The 17,340-nt window shown below is 71.5% G+C and carries 14 protein-coding genes and 1 tRNA gene; 6 read left to right on the top strand and 9 right to left on the bottom strand.

Features of this window, described 5'->3' with window-relative positions; all coding sequences use genetic code 11:
• Positions 1-11: 11 nt before the first annotated feature.
• Positions 12-1,244 (bottom strand): trans-sulfuration enzyme family protein, encoded by a 1,233-nt coding sequence (locus tag ASD23_RS07440; RefSeq protein ID WP_056008875.1) that lies wholly within the window; start codon positions 1,242-1,244, stop codon positions 12-14.
• Positions 1,245-1,353: 109 nt separating this feature from the next.
• Here ASD23_RS07440 and ASD23_RS07435 point away from each other — a divergent pair, with 109 nt between their 5' ends.
• Together ASD23_RS07435 and ASD23_RS07430 are read left to right on the top strand one after the other, a co-directional pair.
• Complete coding sequence (locus tag ASD23_RS07435) at positions 1,354-1,830, top strand: Lrp/AsnC family transcriptional regulator (RefSeq protein WP_179550138.1); 477 nt, start codon at positions 1,354-1,356, stop codon at positions 1,828-1,830.
• Positions 1,831-1,990: 160 nt separating this feature from the next.
• The gene (locus ASD23_RS07430; protein ID WP_056008869.1) at positions 1,991-3,094 is read left to right on the top strand and encodes a VIT1/CCC1 transporter family protein; all 1,104 of its coding nucleotides are present in this window, start codon (positions 1,991-1,993) and stop codon (positions 3,092-3,094) included.
• 37 nt (positions 3,095-3,131) lie between these two features.
• On the opposite strand, the gene ASD23_RS07425 is transcribed toward ASD23_RS07430, so the two are convergent.
• The 6 genes from ASD23_RS07425 to ASD23_RS07400 all read right to left on the bottom strand — a co-directional run bounded on the left by ASD23_RS07425 (position 3,132) and on the right by ASD23_RS07400 (position 11,443).
• Positions 3,132-4,010 (bottom strand): DUF3097 domain-containing protein, encoded by an 879-nt coding sequence (locus ASD23_RS07425; protein ID WP_056008866.1) that lies wholly within the window; start codon positions 4,008-4,010, stop codon positions 3,132-3,134.
• 86 nt (positions 4,011-4,096) lie between these two features.
• Positions 4,097-5,284: an MFS transporter gene (locus tag ASD23_RS07420; protein WP_056008859.1), complete on the bottom strand. Its 1,188-nt coding sequence runs from the start codon at positions 5,282-5,284 to the stop codon at positions 4,097-4,099.
• An 88-nt stretch (positions 5,285-5,372) separates the two neighbouring features.
• Entirely contained in the window at positions 5,373-8,810 is a 3,438-nt protein-coding gene (locus ASD23_RS07415) for an error-prone DNA polymerase (RefSeq protein WP_056008856.1), read from the bottom strand.
• Between the two features lie 47 nt (positions 8,811-8,857).
• The gene (locus tag ASD23_RS07410) at positions 8,858-10,441 is read right to left on the bottom strand and encodes a DNA polymerase Y family protein (protein WP_056008852.1); all 1,584 of its coding nucleotides are present in this window, start codon (positions 10,439-10,441) and stop codon (positions 8,858-8,860) included.
• A complete protein-coding gene (locus tag ASD23_RS07405; RefSeq protein WP_157377038.1) occupies positions 10,441-11,157 on the bottom strand; it encodes a hypothetical protein in 717 nt (238 codons plus the stop codon). Before ASD23_RS07405 ends, ASD23_RS07410 begins: the two co-directional genes overlap by 1 nt.
• A gap of 202 nt (positions 11,158-11,359) precedes the next feature.
• Positions 11,360-11,443 (bottom strand) — tRNA-Leu (locus ASD23_RS07400).
• Positions 11,444-11,556: 113 nt separating this feature from the next.
• Here ASD23_RS07400 and ASD23_RS07395 point away from each other — a divergent pair.
• The gene (locus ASD23_RS07395; RefSeq protein ID WP_056008850.1) at positions 11,557-12,882 is read left to right on the top strand and encodes a M20/M25/M40 family metallo-hydrolase; all 1,326 of its coding nucleotides are present in this window, start codon (positions 11,557-11,559) and stop codon (positions 12,880-12,882) included.
• Positions 12,883-12,953: 71 nt separating this feature from the next.
• Positions 12,954-13,772 carry an undecaprenyl-diphosphate phosphatase gene (locus tag ASD23_RS07390; RefSeq protein WP_056008847.1) on the top strand — a complete coding sequence of 273 codons (819 nt, stop codon included), beginning with the start codon at positions 12,954-12,956 and terminating at the stop codon, positions 13,770-13,772.
• 19 nt (positions 13,773-13,791) lie between these two features.
• On the opposite strand, the gene ASD23_RS07385 is transcribed toward ASD23_RS07390, so the two are convergent.
• Positions 13,792-14,559: an SDR family NAD(P)-dependent oxidoreductase gene (locus ASD23_RS07385; RefSeq protein WP_056008843.1), complete on the bottom strand. Its 768-nt coding sequence runs from the start codon at positions 14,557-14,559 to the stop codon at positions 13,792-13,794.
• A 38-nt stretch (positions 14,560-14,597) separates the two neighbouring features.
• Complete coding sequence (locus ASD23_RS07380; protein ID WP_056008840.1) at positions 14,598-15,512, bottom strand: PAC2 family protein; 915 nt, start codon at positions 15,510-15,512, stop codon at positions 14,598-14,600.
• A 75-nt stretch (positions 15,513-15,587) separates the two neighbouring features.
• Here ASD23_RS07380 and ASD23_RS07375 point away from each other — a divergent pair, with 75 nt between their 5' ends.
• Positions 15,588-16,262, top strand: a complete 675-nt coding sequence (locus ASD23_RS07375) for an HAD family hydrolase (RefSeq protein WP_056008837.1) — start codon at positions 15,588-15,590, stop codon at positions 16,260-16,262.
• Positions 16,259-17,329: a tRNA (adenine-N1)-methyltransferase gene (locus ASD23_RS07370; RefSeq protein WP_056008833.1), complete on the top strand. Its 1,071-nt coding sequence runs from the start codon at positions 16,259-16,261 to the stop codon at positions 17,327-17,329. The genes ASD23_RS07375 and ASD23_RS07370 overlap by 4 nt, the downstream gene beginning before the upstream one ends.
• The last annotated feature ends 11 nt before the right edge of the window (positions 17,330-17,340 follow it).

Raw genomic sequence — 17,340 nt, 5'->3', positions numbered from 1 at the left:
TCCCGGGCTCCTCAGCGCGCGTTCGCGGCTTCCCTGGTTTCGGCGCCGCCGTCGAGCCCACCGAGCTCGGCTGCCCGGTCGAGCGCCGCCATGAGGTCGTCGGTGAGGTCGTCGACGTGTTCGAGGCCGATCGCGAGGCGCACGATGCCCGCGCCGGGCTTGGCCTCGCCGGCCACGGGCCGGTGCGTCAGCGATGCCGGATGCTGCACGAGCGAGTCCACGCCGCCGAGCGAGACCGCGTGGGTGACGAGCTCGCAGGACTCGGTGAATCTCGCAGCGGCGTCGTATCCGCCGACGAGGTCGAGCGCGATGATCGAACCAGGGCCCTCGAGCTGACGACCGATGAGGCCTGCGGGATCCTGGCCGGGGAGCCCCGGGTAGTGCACGCTCGCGACGGCAGGGTGGGCGAGCAGTCGCTCGGCGAGCACCGCCGCCGTCGCCTGCTGCGCGCGGACGCGCAGCGGCAGGGTGCGGAGGCCGCGGTGCAGGAGGTACGCGCCCATCGGGTGCAGCAGCCCGCCGGTCAAGGCGCGAACCTGCCGCAGGCGTTCGACCCAGGCCGCGTCGGCGGCCACGACTCCGCCCATGACATCGCCGTGGCCGCCCAGGTACTTGGTCGCGCTGTGCAGCACGAGGGTGGCGCCGTGCTCGACCGGGCGTTGCAGCACGGGGGTCGCGAAGGTGTTGTCGACGAGCACGGGCACGTCGCCCGCGGCATCCGCGATCGCCCGGATGTCGAGGAGTTCGAGCGTCGGGTTCGCGGGCGTCTCGATGACGACGAGGCCGGTGTCAGGCCGGATGGCGCTCGCGATGCCCGCGGCATCCGTCCAGGTGACCTCGGTGCCGAGGAGACCGCTCGCAAGCACGTGGTCGGTGCCGCCGTACAAGGGGCGCACCGCGACGATGTGGGGGCGACCAGCGGACGCCGTGGCGATGAGCACGGCGGCGAGCGCCGCCATGCCGCTCGCGAACGCGACCGCACCCTCGGTGCCCTCGAGCCCCGAGAGCGACGCCTCGAATCGTGCCACGCCGGGCTGCCAGAGCCGCTGGTACACCGCCGACCGGCCCTCGCCGAGGTCGTGGCCCGTCGCGAGCTCCTCGTAGGAGGCGCCGCCGGTCTCGACGTCGCCGAGCGGGTTCGTGGTGGAGAAGTCGATCACTGGCACATGGGATCCGCTCTCTCGAACGCCCGTCATACCGCCGTGGACGGCGCGGGTCTCGAGATGCGACGACGATGTCTGCATGGGTCGAATCAAGCAGAATCTGTGACGTTCGGCAAACCAACGTGAAGGTTCGATGCGATACGCTCGAAATCTCGAATGTTCTGCAGTTTCGACCCCTGAGGAGACCACCGTGGCGCAGAAGCCGGAACTCGATCGAGTCGACCGGGCTCTCCTACAGGCCCTCTCGACGAATGCACGCGCCTCGGGTGCCGCCCTCGCCGCGGAAGTCGGGGTCGCCGAGTCCACCGTATCGCTCCGGCTCCGACGCCTGCAGACCCTCGGTACCGTTCGCGGCTATCGCGTCGATGTCGACCTCGCCTCGCTCGGCGTCTCATTGCAGGCGCTCATCGCGATCCGTCTCGTCAAGCACGACCGCAGCGAGATCGACGCCTTCCGGCAGGCCGTGCCGCACCTGCCGGGCGTGATCGGCGTCTTCCACATGGCCGGCGCCGAGGACTACCTGATCCACGTCGCCGCGCGCGATGCCGAAGAACTGCGGGAGTTCGTGTTGAACTACCTGACAGGGCACCCCGCCGTCGCACACACCGAGACGAACCTCATCTTCGAGCACGCCGACGGCGACGGCTGGAACAAGCTCGTCGGCTGAACCCGGTTCGGCGATCCGAAATCCTGCCAATCCGCGCGAATGCGGCGATCGCGACGACCCTGCCCGATAGCGTGGCGGAGGCCGTTCGAACGGCCGCATGCGATGGCGCGGGACGAGCTCGGGTCGCAGGCAGCCGAGCGCCCGCGATGACGGGAGCAGGATGAACGACGTACAGCCGACCGGCGCGACCGGCACGGCCGCCGACCGGGCGAGATGGCGGCGGTACCTCGCCGACGAACGCGCAGAGGCCGCCGTCTACCGCGAACTCGCAGCACGCCGCGACGGCGAGGAGCGCGACATCCTCCTGGCCCTCGCAGCAGCAGAGGGGCGTCACGAAGCCCACTGGCTCGCCCTGCTCGGCGGCGATGACCGCGGCATGCCCCGAGCCGATGTGCGCACACGCCTGCTGGGCACCCTCGCACGCCGATTCGGCTCGATCTTCGTGCTCGCGCTCGCGCAGCGCGCCGAAGCCCGATCACCGTATGCCACCGATCCCGATGCCACGGCCGCCATGGCCGCCGACGAACGCATCCACGGCGAAGTCGTGCGCGGGCTCGCCTCGCGCGGCCGGCGACGGCTCGCGGGCACCTTCCGAGCCGCGGTCTTCGGCGCCAACGACGGACTCGTCTCGAACCTGGCCCTCGTGCTCGGCATCGGCGCAACCGGCGTGCCCGCGGCGGTCGTGCTCTTCACGGGCATCGCGGGCCTCCTCGCCGGCGCCCTGTCGATGGGTGCCGGCGAGTACGTCTCGGTGCGGTCGCAGCGCGAGCTGCTCGAGGCATCCGCTCCCGACCCCTCCGCCCGGGAGGCGCTGCCCGACCTCGACATCGACGCCAACGAGCTCGCGCTCGTCTACCGTGCCCGCGGCATGGAGCAGCAGGAGGCCGTCGACCACGCCGCCCTCGTCGTCGCGCGCGTGCACGCGGCCGAGCAGCTGCAGGCGCCGACCGATGCATTGAGCGTCGTCGAGCACGACGACGAGGCCGTCGGCACCGGCCTCTCCGCAGCGATCTCGAGCTTCTGCTTCTTCGCATCGGGCGCCCTGATCCCGGTGCTGCCCTATCTCTTCGGAATGTCCGGTCTTCCGGCGATCCTGACGGCGACGGTGCTTGTGGGCATCGCCCTGCTCGCGACCGGTGCGATCGTGGGCCTCCTCTCGGGCGCCTCACCGCTGAAGCGGGCGCTGCGCCAGCTCGGCATCGGCCTCGGCGCCGCAGCGGTCACGTACCTGCTCGGCCTCGCCTTCGGCACCACGATCGTCTAGCGGGAAGCGCCACGGGCACTCGCGCGCTGTCGACTCGTCAGCCGGCGGGTGCCGTCACGAAGTCGATGAGCTCCTCCACTCGGCCGAGCAGAGCGGGTTCGAGGTCGCCGTAGCCGCGCACCCGCCCGAGGATGTGCTGCCAGGCCCGCGCGATGTCGGCCTGCTCGCCGTGCGGCCAGCCGAACGCGTCGCACACGCCGTGCTTCCACTCGATGCCCCGCGGAATCACGGGCCACGCCTCCTTGCCGAGGCGCGCCGGCTTCACGCCCTGCCAGATGTCGATGAACGGATGCCCCACGACGAGCACGTTCGCCCCGTGCGGACCGCGCATGACGGCGTCGGCGATGCGCTGCTCCTTCGAGCCGGCCACGAGGTGGTCGACGAGCACCCCGGCCCTGCGGCCGGGTCCTGGCCGGAATTCGGCGAGCACGTCGGCCAGCACGTCGACGCCCTCGAGGTACTCGACGACGACGCCCTCGACGCGGAGGTCGGCGCCCCAGACCTTCTCGACGAGTTCGGCGTCGTGTCGCCCCTCGACGAAGATGCGGCTCGGCAGGGCGACTCGCGCGGGCGACGACTCTACGGCGAACGAGCCCGACGCCGTGCGCAGCCGACCGGTCGGCGCCTTCGGCTTCGGCTTCACCAGTTGCACGGCCTCGCCGTCGATGAGGAAGCCCGGGCCCAAGGGGAACATGCGTCTGGCGCCGAATCGGTCCTCGAGCACCACGATGTTCTTCTCGATGCCGATCACGGCACCGCAGAACCCGTTCTCGGCGAGTTCGACGACGAGATCACGTTCGGCCTCGACCGTCGGGATTACCGTTCGCCCACGCGCCTTCCAATCGCCGGCGAGCACATCGCCGCCGTATCGGTCATGGGGGTCGCTGCGGAAGGCATCAGGAGGCGTCGCGGGCACCGATCGAGGCTAACGGATGCCGCGTGGTCGGCGTTGCGCCGACACGGTGGTGCGGCGAACCACCTCTGGCGACATCCGACCTGGCGTCAGGTGGGCAGGTTCGCCTGCGAGCGAGCGGATGCACCGGTGCGGCGGAGGAGGACGAGCGTCCACACTGCACCCATGGCGGCGACGGCCGCCCCGACGGCGAACGCCCACGGGATACCGGCGGCGTGGGCGACGAGTCCGAGCACGATCGGCCCCAGCCCGAGTCCGAGGTCGATGGCGGCACTCGCCGTTCCCGATGCCACGCCGCGCTGCGACGGTGACGCGGTCGCGAAGATCGCGCCGAAGAACGCCGGGGTGCTGAACGCGACGCCGATCGCTGCGACGCCAGTGCCGAGCACGAGGCCGATCGGCGACGCCCACGCCGCGATGAGCGCGAGGCCGATGCCGATCGTCACGAGCGCCGCTGCTCCGAGGGCGAGCGGAGGCACCCGATCGGGAAGACGGGCGAAGACGATGCGGCACACCACGACCACCCCTCCGTAGACGAGCAGCGGGGCGCTTGCGGCCACCGAGCCGACGGCCTCCGCCTGCAACGCCGCGAACGTGAGGAAGCCACCGATCGGCACGAGGGATGCGAGGAAGCCGAGCGAGATCGGCACCGCCGGTCGGTGGATGATCCGCCGATCCGCCTTCGCGGGCGGCGGCCCCTCCCTCGTCTCGCCGACGAGGAGCGAGAGACCGGCGGCGAACACGGCGAGGGCGGCAGCACCGATCCACGCGAGCCCGAATCCGGAGACGCCGACGAGCACCTCGCCGAGTGGCGGTCCGAGGGCGATGCCGAGGTAGAGGCCGAGCGAGTTGTACGACAGGGCCTCGCCCATGCGTGCGGGCGGCGCCAGGTCGGCGAGGGCCGCGAATCCGGCGACGAAGAACGCCGCCTCGGCGACGCCGGCGAGGAGGCGCAACGCGATGATCGTGACGAGGTCGCCGGCGGTCGCGAGCAATGCCAGGCTCAGCGCTGCGGTGAGTGCGCCCCCGAAGAGCAGGGGCCGCCTGCCGAGGGTGTCCGCGAGGCGCCCGGCGACGGGACGCAGTACCAGGGCGGACAGGGCGAAGGCCCCGAACGCCAAGCCGGCCATCGCCTCGTCGCCGCCGATCGGTCCGGTGACCGTGAGCGGCAGTGCGTAGATCGACACCCCGACTGCGGTGAAGTAGGCGAGCTCCGCGACGCCCAGCGCGATGAAGGCGGGCGAGAACAGGCGCTGTGCGGCAGGCGGGCCCGTCATCGCGGGGCGCCTCGGCTCGGTGCACGTGGATCGCAGCTGTCCACGACCTCAGGGTATTCCGCGCGACCGCTCCCGGCAGCTGCGAGATTCAGCGGAAGTCGCGCGATCGGTGCGGCGCCGTCACGGTGAGTGGCTCGAATCGATCGGCGACGAGGTTGGTGACGCCCTCCTGCGAGCGCTCGAGCATGCCGCGCACGATCATGGCCGGTGCCTCGCGGGCGATGCGGCGGTAGCGGTTCCACACCCCGACGCCCGCGATGACGTTCAGCGTGCCCGATTCGTCTTCGAGGTTGAGGAAGGTGATGCCGCTCGCGGTCGCCGGCCGCTGGCGGTGCGTGACGACCCCGCCCACCTCGAGGCGCCGCCCCGACTCCGCCTGCTGCAGCAGGTCGATGCGGATGACCCCGCGCTCGTCGAGTCGTTCGCGCACGTGCCTGATCGGATGGTCGTCGGGGGAGATGCCGGTGGCCCAGAGGTCGTAGACGACTTGCTCGGCCGGGCTCAGCATCGGCAGCAACGGCGGCTGCACGACGACGACGGAACCCGCGAGGTACTCCTCGCGGTCGAGCGCCGCCTCACCCGCCATCCAGAGCGCCTCGCGACGTTCGAGGCCGAATCCGTCGAACGCGCCGGCCGCGGCGAGCGCCTCGAGCTGTGCGGCATCGAGCGCGCCCCGACGCGAGACGTCGGCCATGTCGCGATACGGCCCGCGGGCCTCGCGCTCGGCGACGAGCCGTTCGGCGACCGCCTGCCCGATCGAGGAGACGTCGGCGAGCCCGAGCCGCACCGCGAACGCGCCGTCACGCCGGTGCTCGGTGCTGCGGTCGGGCGCGCGACGATCGAACCCGCCGACGGGCGCCTGCACGGCCTCGGCGCACGCTTCGAGACCGGTGGGTGCGCGGCATCCGTCGTCGCGACCTGATTCGGCATCGGCCGGGCCGCCGCCTGTCGCCTCGAGCCCCGCGTGCACCCCTGATCGCAGGATGTCGGGCCGCAGCACCTCCACGCCGTGGCGGCGTGCGTCGGCGGTGAGCGTCTGGGGCGAGTAGAAGCCCATGGGCTGGGCGCGCAGCAGCGCCGCGAGGAACGCCGCGGGGTAGTGCAGCTTCAGCCAGGAGCTCGCGTACACGAGGAGCCCGAAGCTCAGCGCGTGGCTCTCGGCGAAGCCGAAGTTCGCGAAGGCCTCGATCTTCTCGTAGATCGAGTCGGCGACCTCGCCCTCGATGCCGTTCTCGGCCATGCCGGCGTAGAGCTTCGCCTTCAGCCGCTCGATCTTCTCGACCCCGCGCTTGGAGCCCATGGCCCGCCGCAGCAGGTCGGCGTCGGCGGCGCTGCAGTTGCCGACCGCGACCGCCATCTGCATGAGCTGCTCCTGGAAGAGCGGCACGCCCAGCGTGCGCTCGAGCACCGGTTCGAGTTTCGGATGCAGGTAGCTGACCTGCTCTTCGCCGGTGCGACGGCGGATGTACGGATGCACCGCGCCGCCCTGCACCGGACCGGGCCTGATGAGCGCGATCTCGACCACGAGGTCGTAGAAGCACCGGGGCTTCAGCCGGGGGAGCGTGCCCATCTGCGCACGGCTCTCGACCTGGAACACGCCGATCGAGTCGGCGCGGCAGAGCATGTCGTAGACCGCTCCCTCCTCTTTCGGCAGGGTCGCGAGCTCCCACACCTCGCCCGTCGACTCGCGCACGAGGTCGAACGTGTACTGCAGGGCGGCGAGCATGCCGAGGCCGAGCAGGTCGAACTTCACGAGGCCCATCCACGCGCAGTCGTCTTTGTCCCACTGCACCACGGTGCGGTTCTCCTTGCGAGCGTGCTCGATCGGCACCACCTCGCCGACGGGCCGGTCGGTGAGCACCATGCCGCCCGAGTGGATGCCCAAGTGACGCGGGAAGGTGAGCACTTGCCCGGCGAGCTCGACGACGGCGTCGGGGATGTCGTGGTCGTCGCTCTCGACGACGGCGCCCCATCGCTCGACCTGCCGTGACCAGGCGTCTTGCTGTCCGGTGGAGTACCCGAGCGCCTTCGCCATGTCGCGCACCGCGGCCTTCGGCCGGTAGCTGATGACGTTCGCCACCTGCGCCGCGTTCTGCCGGCCGTACTTCGCGTAGACGTACTGGATGATCTCCTCGCGCCGGTCGGAGTCGAAGTCGACGTCGATGTCGGGTTCCTCGTCGCGGAGCGCCGAGAGGAAGCGCTCGAACGGCAGCCGGTACCCGATCGAGTCGACCGCGGTGATGCGCAGGGCGTAGCAGACCGCCGAGTTCGCCGCCGAGCCGCGACCCTGGCAGAGGATGCCGCGGCGCCGCGCCTCGGCCACGATGTCGTGCACGATCAGGAAGTAGCCCGAGAAGTCCTTCAGCTCGATGACGTCGAGCTCGCGCTCGAGCCGCTCCCGTACGTGCTGCGGCACACCTGGGTAGAGCTCCTCGGCGCCCCGCCAGACGAGCACCCGCAGCCAGCTCATCGGCGTGTGCCCCGCCGGAACCTCTTGTCTCGGCAGCTTCGGGCGGGCACTGCGCAGGGTGAAGGCGAGATCGTCGGCGAGCGTCACCGAGCGCGTGACGGCGCCGGGGTAGCGGGCGAACCGGGCGGCCATCTCGGCGCCGCTGCGCAGGTGCAGCTGGTCGGAGGCCGGCAGCCACCCGTCGAGCTCGTCGAGACTGCGGCGAGCCCGCACCGCGGCGAGGGCGGAGGCCAGGCGGTGCTCGGGCGGCGTCGCGTAGTGCACGGCGTTCGTCGCGAGGAGCGGGAGCCCCGCCCGCTCGGCGAGACCGGCGAGGGCGTCGTTGGCCTCCTGGTCGAAGGGATGCCCGTGGTCGAAGAGCTCGACGACGACGTTGTCGCGCCCGAAGAGCGCGGTGAGGCGATCGAGCTCGCGCGCCGCGGCATCCGCCCCGCCCTCGGCGAGCGCACGGCGCACGGCACCCTTGCGGCACCCGGTCGGCACGACCCACTCGCCGTCGGCGCGTTCGGCGAGCGCTTCGAGGGAGTACACCGGTCGCCCCTTCTCGCCGCCGGCGAGCTGGGCGTCGGTGATCGCGCCGGCGAGCCGGTGGTAGCCGGCCTCCCGTCGGGCGAGCACGAGCAGGTGCTCGCCCTCGGGGTCGGCGAAGCCGTTCTGCGGCCCCTGCAGCCCGAGCGAGAGCTCGGCGCCGAAGACCGTCTGCAGCTCGGGGAAGCTCTCGGCGGCCTCGGCGAAGTGCACGATGCCGTAGAAACCGTCGTGGTCGGTCATGGCGAGCCCCGTGAGCCCCAGGCGCTGCGCCTCCTCGACGAGCTGCTCGGGTGAGGAGGCGCCGTCGAGGAAGCTGAAGTTCGAGTGCGCGTGCAGTTCGGCGTAGGGCACGATCGGGCCGGTCGGGGCCGCGAGTCCCTCCGACGGACGGTACGGATGGCGCTTGCGGCTCCATGCGGGCGAGTCGCCGCCGTCGCCGATGGTCTTCGGGGCGCCCGGCCGGCGCTCGTCGGAGAGCTTGCGCTCGAGCTCCGACCACGGAATGCCCGGATTGTTCCACCCCATCAGTCACCGCCCCCTCGTTCCTCTTGCGTCTTCCGTCGAGCCGGGGCTCAGTCGTACCTCGCCTCGGCCCACCAACCCGCTTCATCGCGCACGAGCAGCCATGCGCAACCGTCGTCGTCGACGATCTGGAACCGGTGCACGCGTCTCGCGTGCTCGGCGTCCCACCATCGCTCGACGACGGGCCAGGGGCCGGCCCAGGCCCGTACGGGAGCAGGCTCAGCACCTGCGAGCGCGAACCGCTCGGGCTTGGCCGAGATCACTCCGCGTGCGTCGATCGTGACGACGGCGCCCCCGCCGTCGAGCAGCCCGATCGGCAGCCGCTCGCGGAACACGCTCGCCGGGGCCAGCGCCGGCAGGCTGCCGGGCCACGGTGCACCCGCACCGGCACCCTCACCGGCGCGTTCGGGCGCCCGATCGCCCCAGGGCACGAGCACCTGGCGGTCGGCGAGCATGCGACCCCCGCCGATCGCGGCCGTGACGACGGCGTCGTGGCCGAGCATGCTCTGCACGCGCGTGAGGCCGTGGTGCACGCGCTCGTCGGGCCCGCCGCCCCAGAGCCCCTCTTCGTGGTTGCCGGTCGAGTCGATGCGTTCGGGCACGACGCGCAGGCGCACGATCGGGCGGGTGAGCGCGCTGTCGGCGGTGCCCGCGCCCTGCAGCTGCCAGCGCACGCGGTCGACGACGTCGGCGGGCGTGAACCAGCGGGGGTGCAGCCAGCTGCGGCTGGAATGCCCGCCGGCCTCGTCGTCGATCTCGACGCGGATGCCGGTGCACACGAGCCGCTTCGCCCGCATGCGCTCGATGAACCCGTCTGCCCGGAGCCGGAAGGCGAAGGCGAGCTGGTCGATGCGGTCGAGCGGGGGCTCGAACTCCTGTGCGACCTCGAACTCGGGCGGCGGCGTGCGGGCGAGCACCCTCGCCTGCTCGCGCCCCGCGGCCCGATCGTGCGCGAAGGCGCCCGCCGCGCCGAACCGGCGACGCACGTCCGCCTCGGGCAGGGCTGCGAACTCGCCGAGCGTGCGCACCCCGAGGCGGTTGAGCAGCGTGCCGATGCGGGCGTCGACGACGAGGCGCACCGGCAGCGGCGCGATGAAGGCAGCGGATGCCCCGGGCGCGATGATGCCCACGGGGGATCCGCCCTCGCCGCCCGCCGCCCGTGCCGCCTGCTCGGCCGCGAACGGACCGTCGGCCACGCCGACCCTCGCGCCCACCACGTCGAGCGCGGCGACGGTGTCGAGCAGCGCCCGCGCCGCGGCATCCTCACCGCCGTAGTAGCGTGCCGGGCCGCGGGCGCGCATGGCGAGCGTGCCCGGGCGGACGAGCTGTACCCCGGGCACCGTCTCTTCGACCCGTCGCACGACCGGCTCGAAGACGCGCATGTCGAGCGAGGCGTCGTAGTCGAGCAAGGCGAGCCCGGGGGAGCGGTACTGCGCCTCGCGGAGCTTCAGACCGCGCACCACGCCGTCGCGGCGGGCTGCGGCCGAGCAGGCGTAGATCTGCCCGCCCTCGGTGAGGGCGACGGGCGAGCCGGGATCGAGGCCCGATTCGCGGCAGGCGGCGAACACCGGCCAATCGGGGCACCAGAGCACGATCGTGCGAGTGGGATCGACGTGCACGAGGTCGACCGCCATCAGACGGCCCGCCGGACGTACTCGTCGAGGCGCACCGGCTCGCCCAGTTGCGCCGGCTCGTCGTCGGAGACCCTGAACTCGAGCGAGCGTCCCGGCAGCTGGAGCCGGGAGCGGCCACGGCGGCCGAACTCCCCGCGCCCGCCCGCCGAGACGACGACGTCGCGATCGCTGAGGTGCCCGTGCCCGAGCTCGAGGCCGTGCCACCGGCTCGTCTCGACGCCGAGGCTCGCGTCGCTGCCCGGCCATTGGCCGGCGACGAGCAGCACGGTGCCGCGCTGCCTGAGGCGGGCCGTCAGCCGCGACGCCTCGGCGGAGGAGACCCGGCCGACCGGCCGCACGGCGACCACGGGGATGACGTCGGCGAGCGCCGCGACCACGGCGAGCCACTGCCGCCCGGGGTCGGGCACGAGCGCGAGCCGCTCGAGGTCGATGCCGAACCGCGAGGCGGCCTCGACGCCGAATTCGGGCATGCCGGCGACGGCGACCCACCGCCCGCTCGCCGAGGGGCCGGCGAGCAGCGCCATGAGCAGGGTCGTCGACCCCTCGACCGAGACGACCGTGCCCTCGCGGAGGCTGCCGCCGGGCAGCACCTGCTCGAAGGCCGGATGCGTGGGCACCGCTTTCGAATCGAGCCGCGTCGCCTGCATGCCCCGGATGCGGGCCTGCAGCTCTTCGACGCGCGATGGCGCATCGGGCGAAGCGAGGGGAGCGGTCATGGTCACCCTCACAGTTTCGAACACATGTTCGAATACGGCAAGTCGAGAGTGCCGACCGTCCGGAACATCCGACGACCTCGGGACAGACGTCCGATGAGCCCGGAGAAATCGCGGAAAAGAAATTCGCACGACCCGGTGGCATTGCCCCGGAAATGCGAAAAGGCCGGATCAGAAAACTGATCCGGCCTTCTCGACACAAGCGTGCGCGAGGGGGGACTTGAACCCCCACGCCCGTTAGGGCACTAGCACCTCAAGCTAGCGCGTCTGCCATTTCCGCCACCCGCGCTCGTGTCAGGCCGTTCCGATCACTCGGTGGCCCGAGAGAAGACATTAGCACGGTTTCAGAGGTGCCTTCGACCACGGTGGCCAACCACGGATGCCCCGGCTAGCGTGAGTGCCATGGCCCCGTCACCCACCGGCACCCCTTCCGACGCAGAACTCGATGAGACGGCGATCGTCGCACGCGACCTGATCCGCTTCGACACCTCGAACTACGGGGAGGGCAAGGCCAACGGCGAGCGCGAGGCCGCCGAATACGTCGAGGCGCGCCTGGCCGCCCTCGGACTCGCCCCGCAGCTCTTCGAGCCAGAGCCGCGACGCACGAGCGTCGTCGCACGCGTGCCCGGCCGAGACTCCTCCAAGCCCGCACTGGTCGTGCACGGGCACCTCGACGTCGTGCCCGCCGACGCGCGCAACTGGAGCGTCGACCCCTTCGCGGGCGAGGTGCGCGACGGCATGCTGTGGGGGCGCGGCGCGGTCGACATGAAGGACATGGACGCCATGATGCTGACCGCCCTCGGCGACATCATCGGCTCGGGCTCGCAGCCGGCGCGCGACCTCGTCATCGCCTTCTTCGCCGACGAGGAGGCCGGGGGAGGCGTGGGATCCGGCTGGCTCGTCGACCACCACCCCGAGCTCTTCGAGGGCGCCACCGAGGCGATCAGCGAGGTCGGCGGCTACTCGATCACGGTCGGCGGACGCCGCGCCTACCTGCTGCAGACCGGTGAGAAGTCGCTGCTCTGGGTGCGCCTCGTCGCGAAGGGCACCGCCGCCCACGGGTCTCGACTCATCCGCGACAACGCCATCACGAAGCTCGCCGGGGCGATCGCGACCCTCGGCCGCACCGAGTGGCCCGTACGCCTCACCAACACCACCCGCGAGCTCCTCGGCGAGATCGCGGGCGTGCTCGGTGTCGACCCCGAGCAGGTCTCGCCCGACGAGCTGGCCCTCGCCACGGGATCGGCATCGGGCTTCATCACCGCGACCCTCCGCACGACGACGAACCCCACGCTCCTCACGGCGGGCTACAAGCACAACGTGATCCCCGATCGGGCCGAAGCGCTCGTCGACATCCGCACCCTGCCCGGCGAGGAGGAGGCGGTGCTCGCCGAGGTGCGTGCGCTCGTCGGCGACGAGGTCGAGGTCGAGATCGTGCACCGCGATGTGGGGCTCGAGGCCGCGACATCCGGTGCCCTCGTCGATGCGGTGAAGCGCACGCTCGGGGTGCACGATCCCGGCGCCCCGGTCTTCCCCTACCTGCTCTCGGGCGGCACCGACAACAAGGCGCTCAGCCGGCTGGGCATCGCCGGATACGGCTTCGCGCCCCTGAAGCTGCCAGAAGGCTTGGACTTCCCGGCGATGTTCCACGGCGTGGACGAGCGGGTGCCACTCGACGCATTAGTCTTCGGGAGGCAGGTCTTGCGCGACCTCCTCCTCGACTACTGACCGACCCTTCTCGACTACCGACCGAACTCAGCCCTCCAGCTTCCGCGGAGGCGGAAGGCGGATGCACCAACGTGATCGAAGCGCTCATCCTCGGCCTCGTCCAAGGCCTCACCGAGTTCCTGCCGATCTCCTCGAGCGCTCACCTGCGCATCCTCGGGGAGTTCCTGCCCGGAGCCCAGGACCCGGGCGCCGCGTTCACGGCGATCACGCAGCTCGGCACCGAGGCCGCGGTCGTGGTGTTCTTCTGGCGCGACATCGTGCGCATCATCTCGCACTGGTTCGGTTCGTTCACCGGCCGTGTGCCGCGGAACGACCCCGATGCCCGCATGGGCTGGCTCATCATCATCGGCTCGGTGCCGATCGTGGTGCTCGGCATCGTCTTCCAGGACCAGATCGAGACGAGCCTGCGCTCCCTCTGGATCGTCGCGACGATGCTCATCGTCTTCGGCCTCATCCTCGGCCTCGCCGACTGGGCGGGCGCCAAGCGCCGCAAGCTCGACGAGCTCACGGTGCCGCACGGCATCTTCTTCGGCCTCGCGCAGTCGCTGGCGCTGATCCCGGGCGTGTCCCGTTCGGGCGGCACCATCACGATGGGGCTCTTCCTCGGCTACGAGCGGGCGGCCGCCGCGCGCTACGCCTTCCTCCTCGCGATCCCGGCGGTCTTCGGCAGCGGGTTCTTCCAGCTGTTCAAGAGCCTCGACGAGCCCACCGTGTACGGCCCGATCGAGACCGCTGCTGCGACGCTCGTCGCATTCGTCGTCGCGCTGCTCGTGATCGCGTTCTTCATGAGCTACATCTCGAAGCGCAGCTTCCTGCCGTTCGTGATCTACCGGGTGCTGCTCGGCACGACGATCTTCGTGCTCCTCGGCACGGGAGTGCTGAGCGCCTGACTCCGGGTCGACGCCATGCTCAGCGTTCCTCGGGGTCGAGCCCTTGCGCGGCACGGCCGCCGTCGACCGGGAGAACGGCGCCGTTGATGAACGATGCAGCGTCGGAGAGCAGGAACGTCACGACATCCGCGACCTCTCCGGGCTCACCGGGACGGCCGAGCGGATGCAGGTGCGTGATCTGCCGCTCGAAGGCTGCACGAGAGGTGACATCGAGGCCTTCCAGCTGCCGCGAGTAGCGATCGGTCACGATGGAGCCCAGGGCGACCGCATTGGTGCGGATGCCATGCGGCCCGTAGTCGACCGCCAGGGCGCGCGTCAGCCCCTCGAGCGCCGCTTTCGCCACGGAGTAGGGCAGTGCGCCCCGAACCGCGCGCTGCGCCTGGTGCGAGGACACGTTCACGACGGACCCGGCGACGCCGGTCCGGACGAATTCCCCGATGGCGGCCGCTGCGCCGGCCACGGTCGGCCTCAGGATGGCGTCGACGATGTCGAGCACGACCTCACTGCCCGCCTCATGCAGCCAGGCATCTCGGAAGACGGCCGCGTTGTTGACCCATCCCGTGAGTTCGCCGAACTCTCGTGCCCGCTCGATCGCGGCCGACAGCACCGCGGCATCTCCGGCGTCGCCCACGACCACCGTGCCCTCGGCGATCTCGTCGAGCCATCCCGCGGATCGGATGTCGACCACGACCACACCGGCGCCGGTCCGAAGGAGCGCCTCGGCGATGCTGCGCCCGACACCGCCCGAGGCCCCGGTGACCACATGCACAGCCCGACGCTGTTCCATGCCCCAATGCTAGTTCGGAGCAGGCCGCCGGCGGCGGATCAGCGCGGGCCGTCGCCCCGACCGTCGGCGCGGCCCCCGGGCTCCTCGCCGCGGCGACGGAGGTAGCGCTCGAACTCCTGCGCGATGGCCTCGCCGCTCGCCTCGGGGGCGTCGACGGCGTCGCGCGCCTGTTCGAGCTGCGTGATGTAGCCGGCCATCTCGTCGTCGTCGGCGGCGAGGGCGTCGACCCCCGCCTCCCACGCCTTCGCGTCGACCTCGAGGCTGCCGCGGGGGATGGAGAGCCCGGTGAGCTCCTCGACCTTGCCGAGGAGGGCGAGCACCGCCTTCGGCGACGGGGCGTTGTGCACGTAGTGCGGCACCGACGCCCAGAGCGAGACGGTCGGGATGCCGGCGCGTTCGGCCTGATCGGCGATGACGCTGAGGATGCCGACGGGGCCCTCGTAGGTCGAACGCTCGACGCCGAGCGCTGAACGCACCTCGGGGTTCTCGCTCGAGGCGAAGACCGAGAGCGGCCGCGTGTGCGGCGCGTCCGCGAGCATCGCGCCGAGCAGCACGATGCCCTCGATGTCGGCGGCGAGGGCCGCGTCGATGAGCTCGGCGGCGAATCCCTTCCAGCTGCGGGCGGGCTCGGCGCCGAGCAGCACGTGCAGCGCCTCGGCGCCCGGGCCGGTCACCCGGTCATCGTCTTCTTCTGATGCGGGCAGCCCGCCGGGGCCCATGATCGCTGCGCCCGGCCACTCGAGGCGACGTGTCCCGTCGTCGCCGAGCACGATCGTCGGGCGCGTGAACTGGTAGTCGAAGTACAACTCGGGATCGACTGCGGCGATCTCGACGAGGCCGAGGCGCTCGACGAGGAGCTTGGCCGCCCCGGTCGCCGCCTCTCCGGCGTCGTTCCATCCCTCGAATGCGACGACGAGCAGCCTTCCGCCCTCGAAACCGGCCGGCTGATTCACTCCTGGTGCCCCGCTTTCCGCCCCGGATCTCCGGGTTCACCTCCACAATAGGCCGTGCCCGTAGACTTGTCGGTTGTGACCACTCGCCTCCCCGCCGCAGTCCTCTGGGACATGGACGGCACCCTTGTCGACACCGAGCAGTACTGGATGGCCGCCGAGACGGAGATGATGGAGTCCTTCGGCCTCCCGTGGAGCCACGACGACGCCCTCGAACTCGTCGGCAGCGGCCTCTGGGAGGCGGCGGAGTTCTTCCAACTGCGGGGCGTCGCGCTCGAGGCCGACGCCATCGTCGCGCGCCTCACGAACCGCGTGCGCGAGCAGCTCGAGGCGCACGGCGTTCCGTGGCGGCCCGGCGCCCGCGAGCTGCTGGAGGCGCTGCGCGAGGCATCCGTGCCCACCGCGCTCGTGACCATGTCGATCCGCTCGATGGCCGATGACATCGTCGCCGCCATCCCGTTCGAGGCCTTCGACGTGATCGTCTCGGGTGACAGCGTCGAGAACGCGAAGCCGCACCCCGAGCCGTATCTCACGGCTGCGGCCGAACTCGGCGTCGACATCGCCGAGTGCGTCGCCATCGAGGATTCGCCCCCGGGGCTCGCTTCCGCACATGCTTCCGGGGCGTTCGCCCTCGCCGTGCCGAACCTCATCCCGCTCGACGGACTTCCCGCCGGCGCGCTGTGGCCGACGCTCGACGGCACGGGCGTCGACGACGTCGCAGCACTTCTGCAGATTCGCGAGGTCACGGCATGATCGAGAGCAGGGGCGAGCAGAGCGGTCCGTTCCGCGTGGGCGACCGCGTGCAGCTGACCGGTCCCAAAGGCCGGCTCCACACGATCACGCTCCAGCCGGGTCAGCACTTCCACTCGCACAAGGGCCTGCTCGCGCACGATGACCTCATCGGCCGGCCCGACGGCTCCGTCGTCGCGAACCAGGCCGGCGTCGAGTACCTGGCGCTTCGTCCGCTCCTCACCGACTTCGTCATGTCGATGCCGCGCGGCGCCGCGATCGTCTACCCGAAGGACGCCGCGCAGATCCTCGCGCAGGCCGACATCTTCCCGGGCGCCCGCGTCGTCGAGGCCGGCGTCGGGTCCGGTGCACTCTCGCTCTGGCTGCTCCGCGCCATCGGCCCTGCCGGCCACTTGTTCTCCTTCGAGCGGCGCGACGACTTCGCGAGCGTGGCCCGGGCCAACGTCGCCACCTTCCACGGCGCCGACCCCGAGAACTGGTCGATCACGCTCGGCGACCTGGCAGAGGTGCTGCCCGAGACGGTCGACGAGGCATCCGTCGACCGCGTGGTGCTCGACATGCTCGCGCCGTGGGAGTGCCTCCCGTCGGTCTCCGCGGCGCTGAAGCCCGGCGGCGTGCTGCTCTGCTACATCGCCACGGCCACTCAGCTCTCGCGCGTCGCCGAGGCGATCCGCGCGACGGGGGAGTACACCGAGCCGCAGTCGTCCGAGACGATGGTGCGCGGCTGGCACGTGCAGGGTCTCGCGGTGCGGCCCGATCACCGCATGATCGCGCACACCGGCTTCCTCATCACCGCTCGACGCCTCGCACCCGACACGATCCTGCCCGAGCTGAAGCGCCGCCCGTCGAAGACGGAGTTCAGTGATGAAGACTTCGAGGCCTGGACCCCCGGCGCGCTCGGCGAGCGCAACGTGAGCGACAAGAGCCTGCGCAAGCGCGTCAGGCAGGCGGATGCCGCAGCCACCCGTTCGCGCGCAGGCGACGAGTCCGCCGTGACCGAAGCGAACGGCGTCGCCGACCCGTCCGACCCCGAATCGCCCGAGACGAACCCCGCCGGTCTGGGCGGGTAGGCTTTCATCGC

The organism is Agromyces sp. Root1464 (genome assembly GCF_001427265.1).
In the GTDB taxonomy this organism is placed as follows: domain Bacteria; phylum Actinomycetota; class Actinomycetes; order Actinomycetales; family Microbacteriaceae; genus Agromyces; species Agromyces fucosus.
The sequence above is the reverse complement of the archived record's forward strand: the minus strand, read 5'-3'. Positions and strand labels throughout refer to the sequence as shown.

Excerpts from the sequence above, each read along its gene's own strand:
- ASD23_RS07440 (WP_056008875.1), bottom strand. The coding sequence starts at position 1,244 with ATGCAGACATCGTCGTCGCATCTCGAGACCCGCGCCGTCCACGGCGGT.
- ASD23_RS07430 (WP_056008869.1), top strand. The coding sequence starts at position 1,991 with ATGAACGACGTACAGCCGACCGGCGCGACCGGCACGGCCGCCGACCGG.
- ASD23_RS07420 (WP_056008859.1), bottom strand. The coding sequence starts at position 5,284 with ATGACGGGCCCGCCTGCCGCACAGCGCCTGTTCTCGCCCGCCTTCATC.
- ASD23_RS07415 (WP_056008856.1), bottom strand. The coding sequence starts at position 8,810 with ATGGGGTGGAACAATCCGGGCATTCCGTGGTCGGAGCTCGAGCGCAAG.
- ASD23_RS07410 (WP_056008852.1), bottom strand. The coding sequence starts at position 10,441 with ATGGCGGTCGACCTCGTGCACGTCGATCCCACTCGCACGATCGTGCTC.
- ASD23_RS07405 (WP_157377038.1), bottom strand. The coding sequence starts at position 11,157 with ATGACCGCTCCCCTCGCTTCGCCCGATGCGCCATCGCGCGTCGAAGAG.
- ASD23_RS07395 (WP_056008850.1), top strand. The coding sequence starts at position 11,557 with ATGGCCCCGTCACCCACCGGCACCCCTTCCGACGCAGAACTCGATGAG.
- ASD23_RS07385 (WP_056008843.1), bottom strand. The coding sequence starts at position 14,559 with ATGGAACAGCGTCGGGCTGTGCATGTGGTCACCGGGGCCTCGGGCGGT.
- ASD23_RS07370 (WP_056008833.1), top strand. The coding sequence starts at position 16,259 with ATGATCGAGAGCAGGGGCGAGCAGAGCGGTCCGTTCCGCGTGGGCGAC.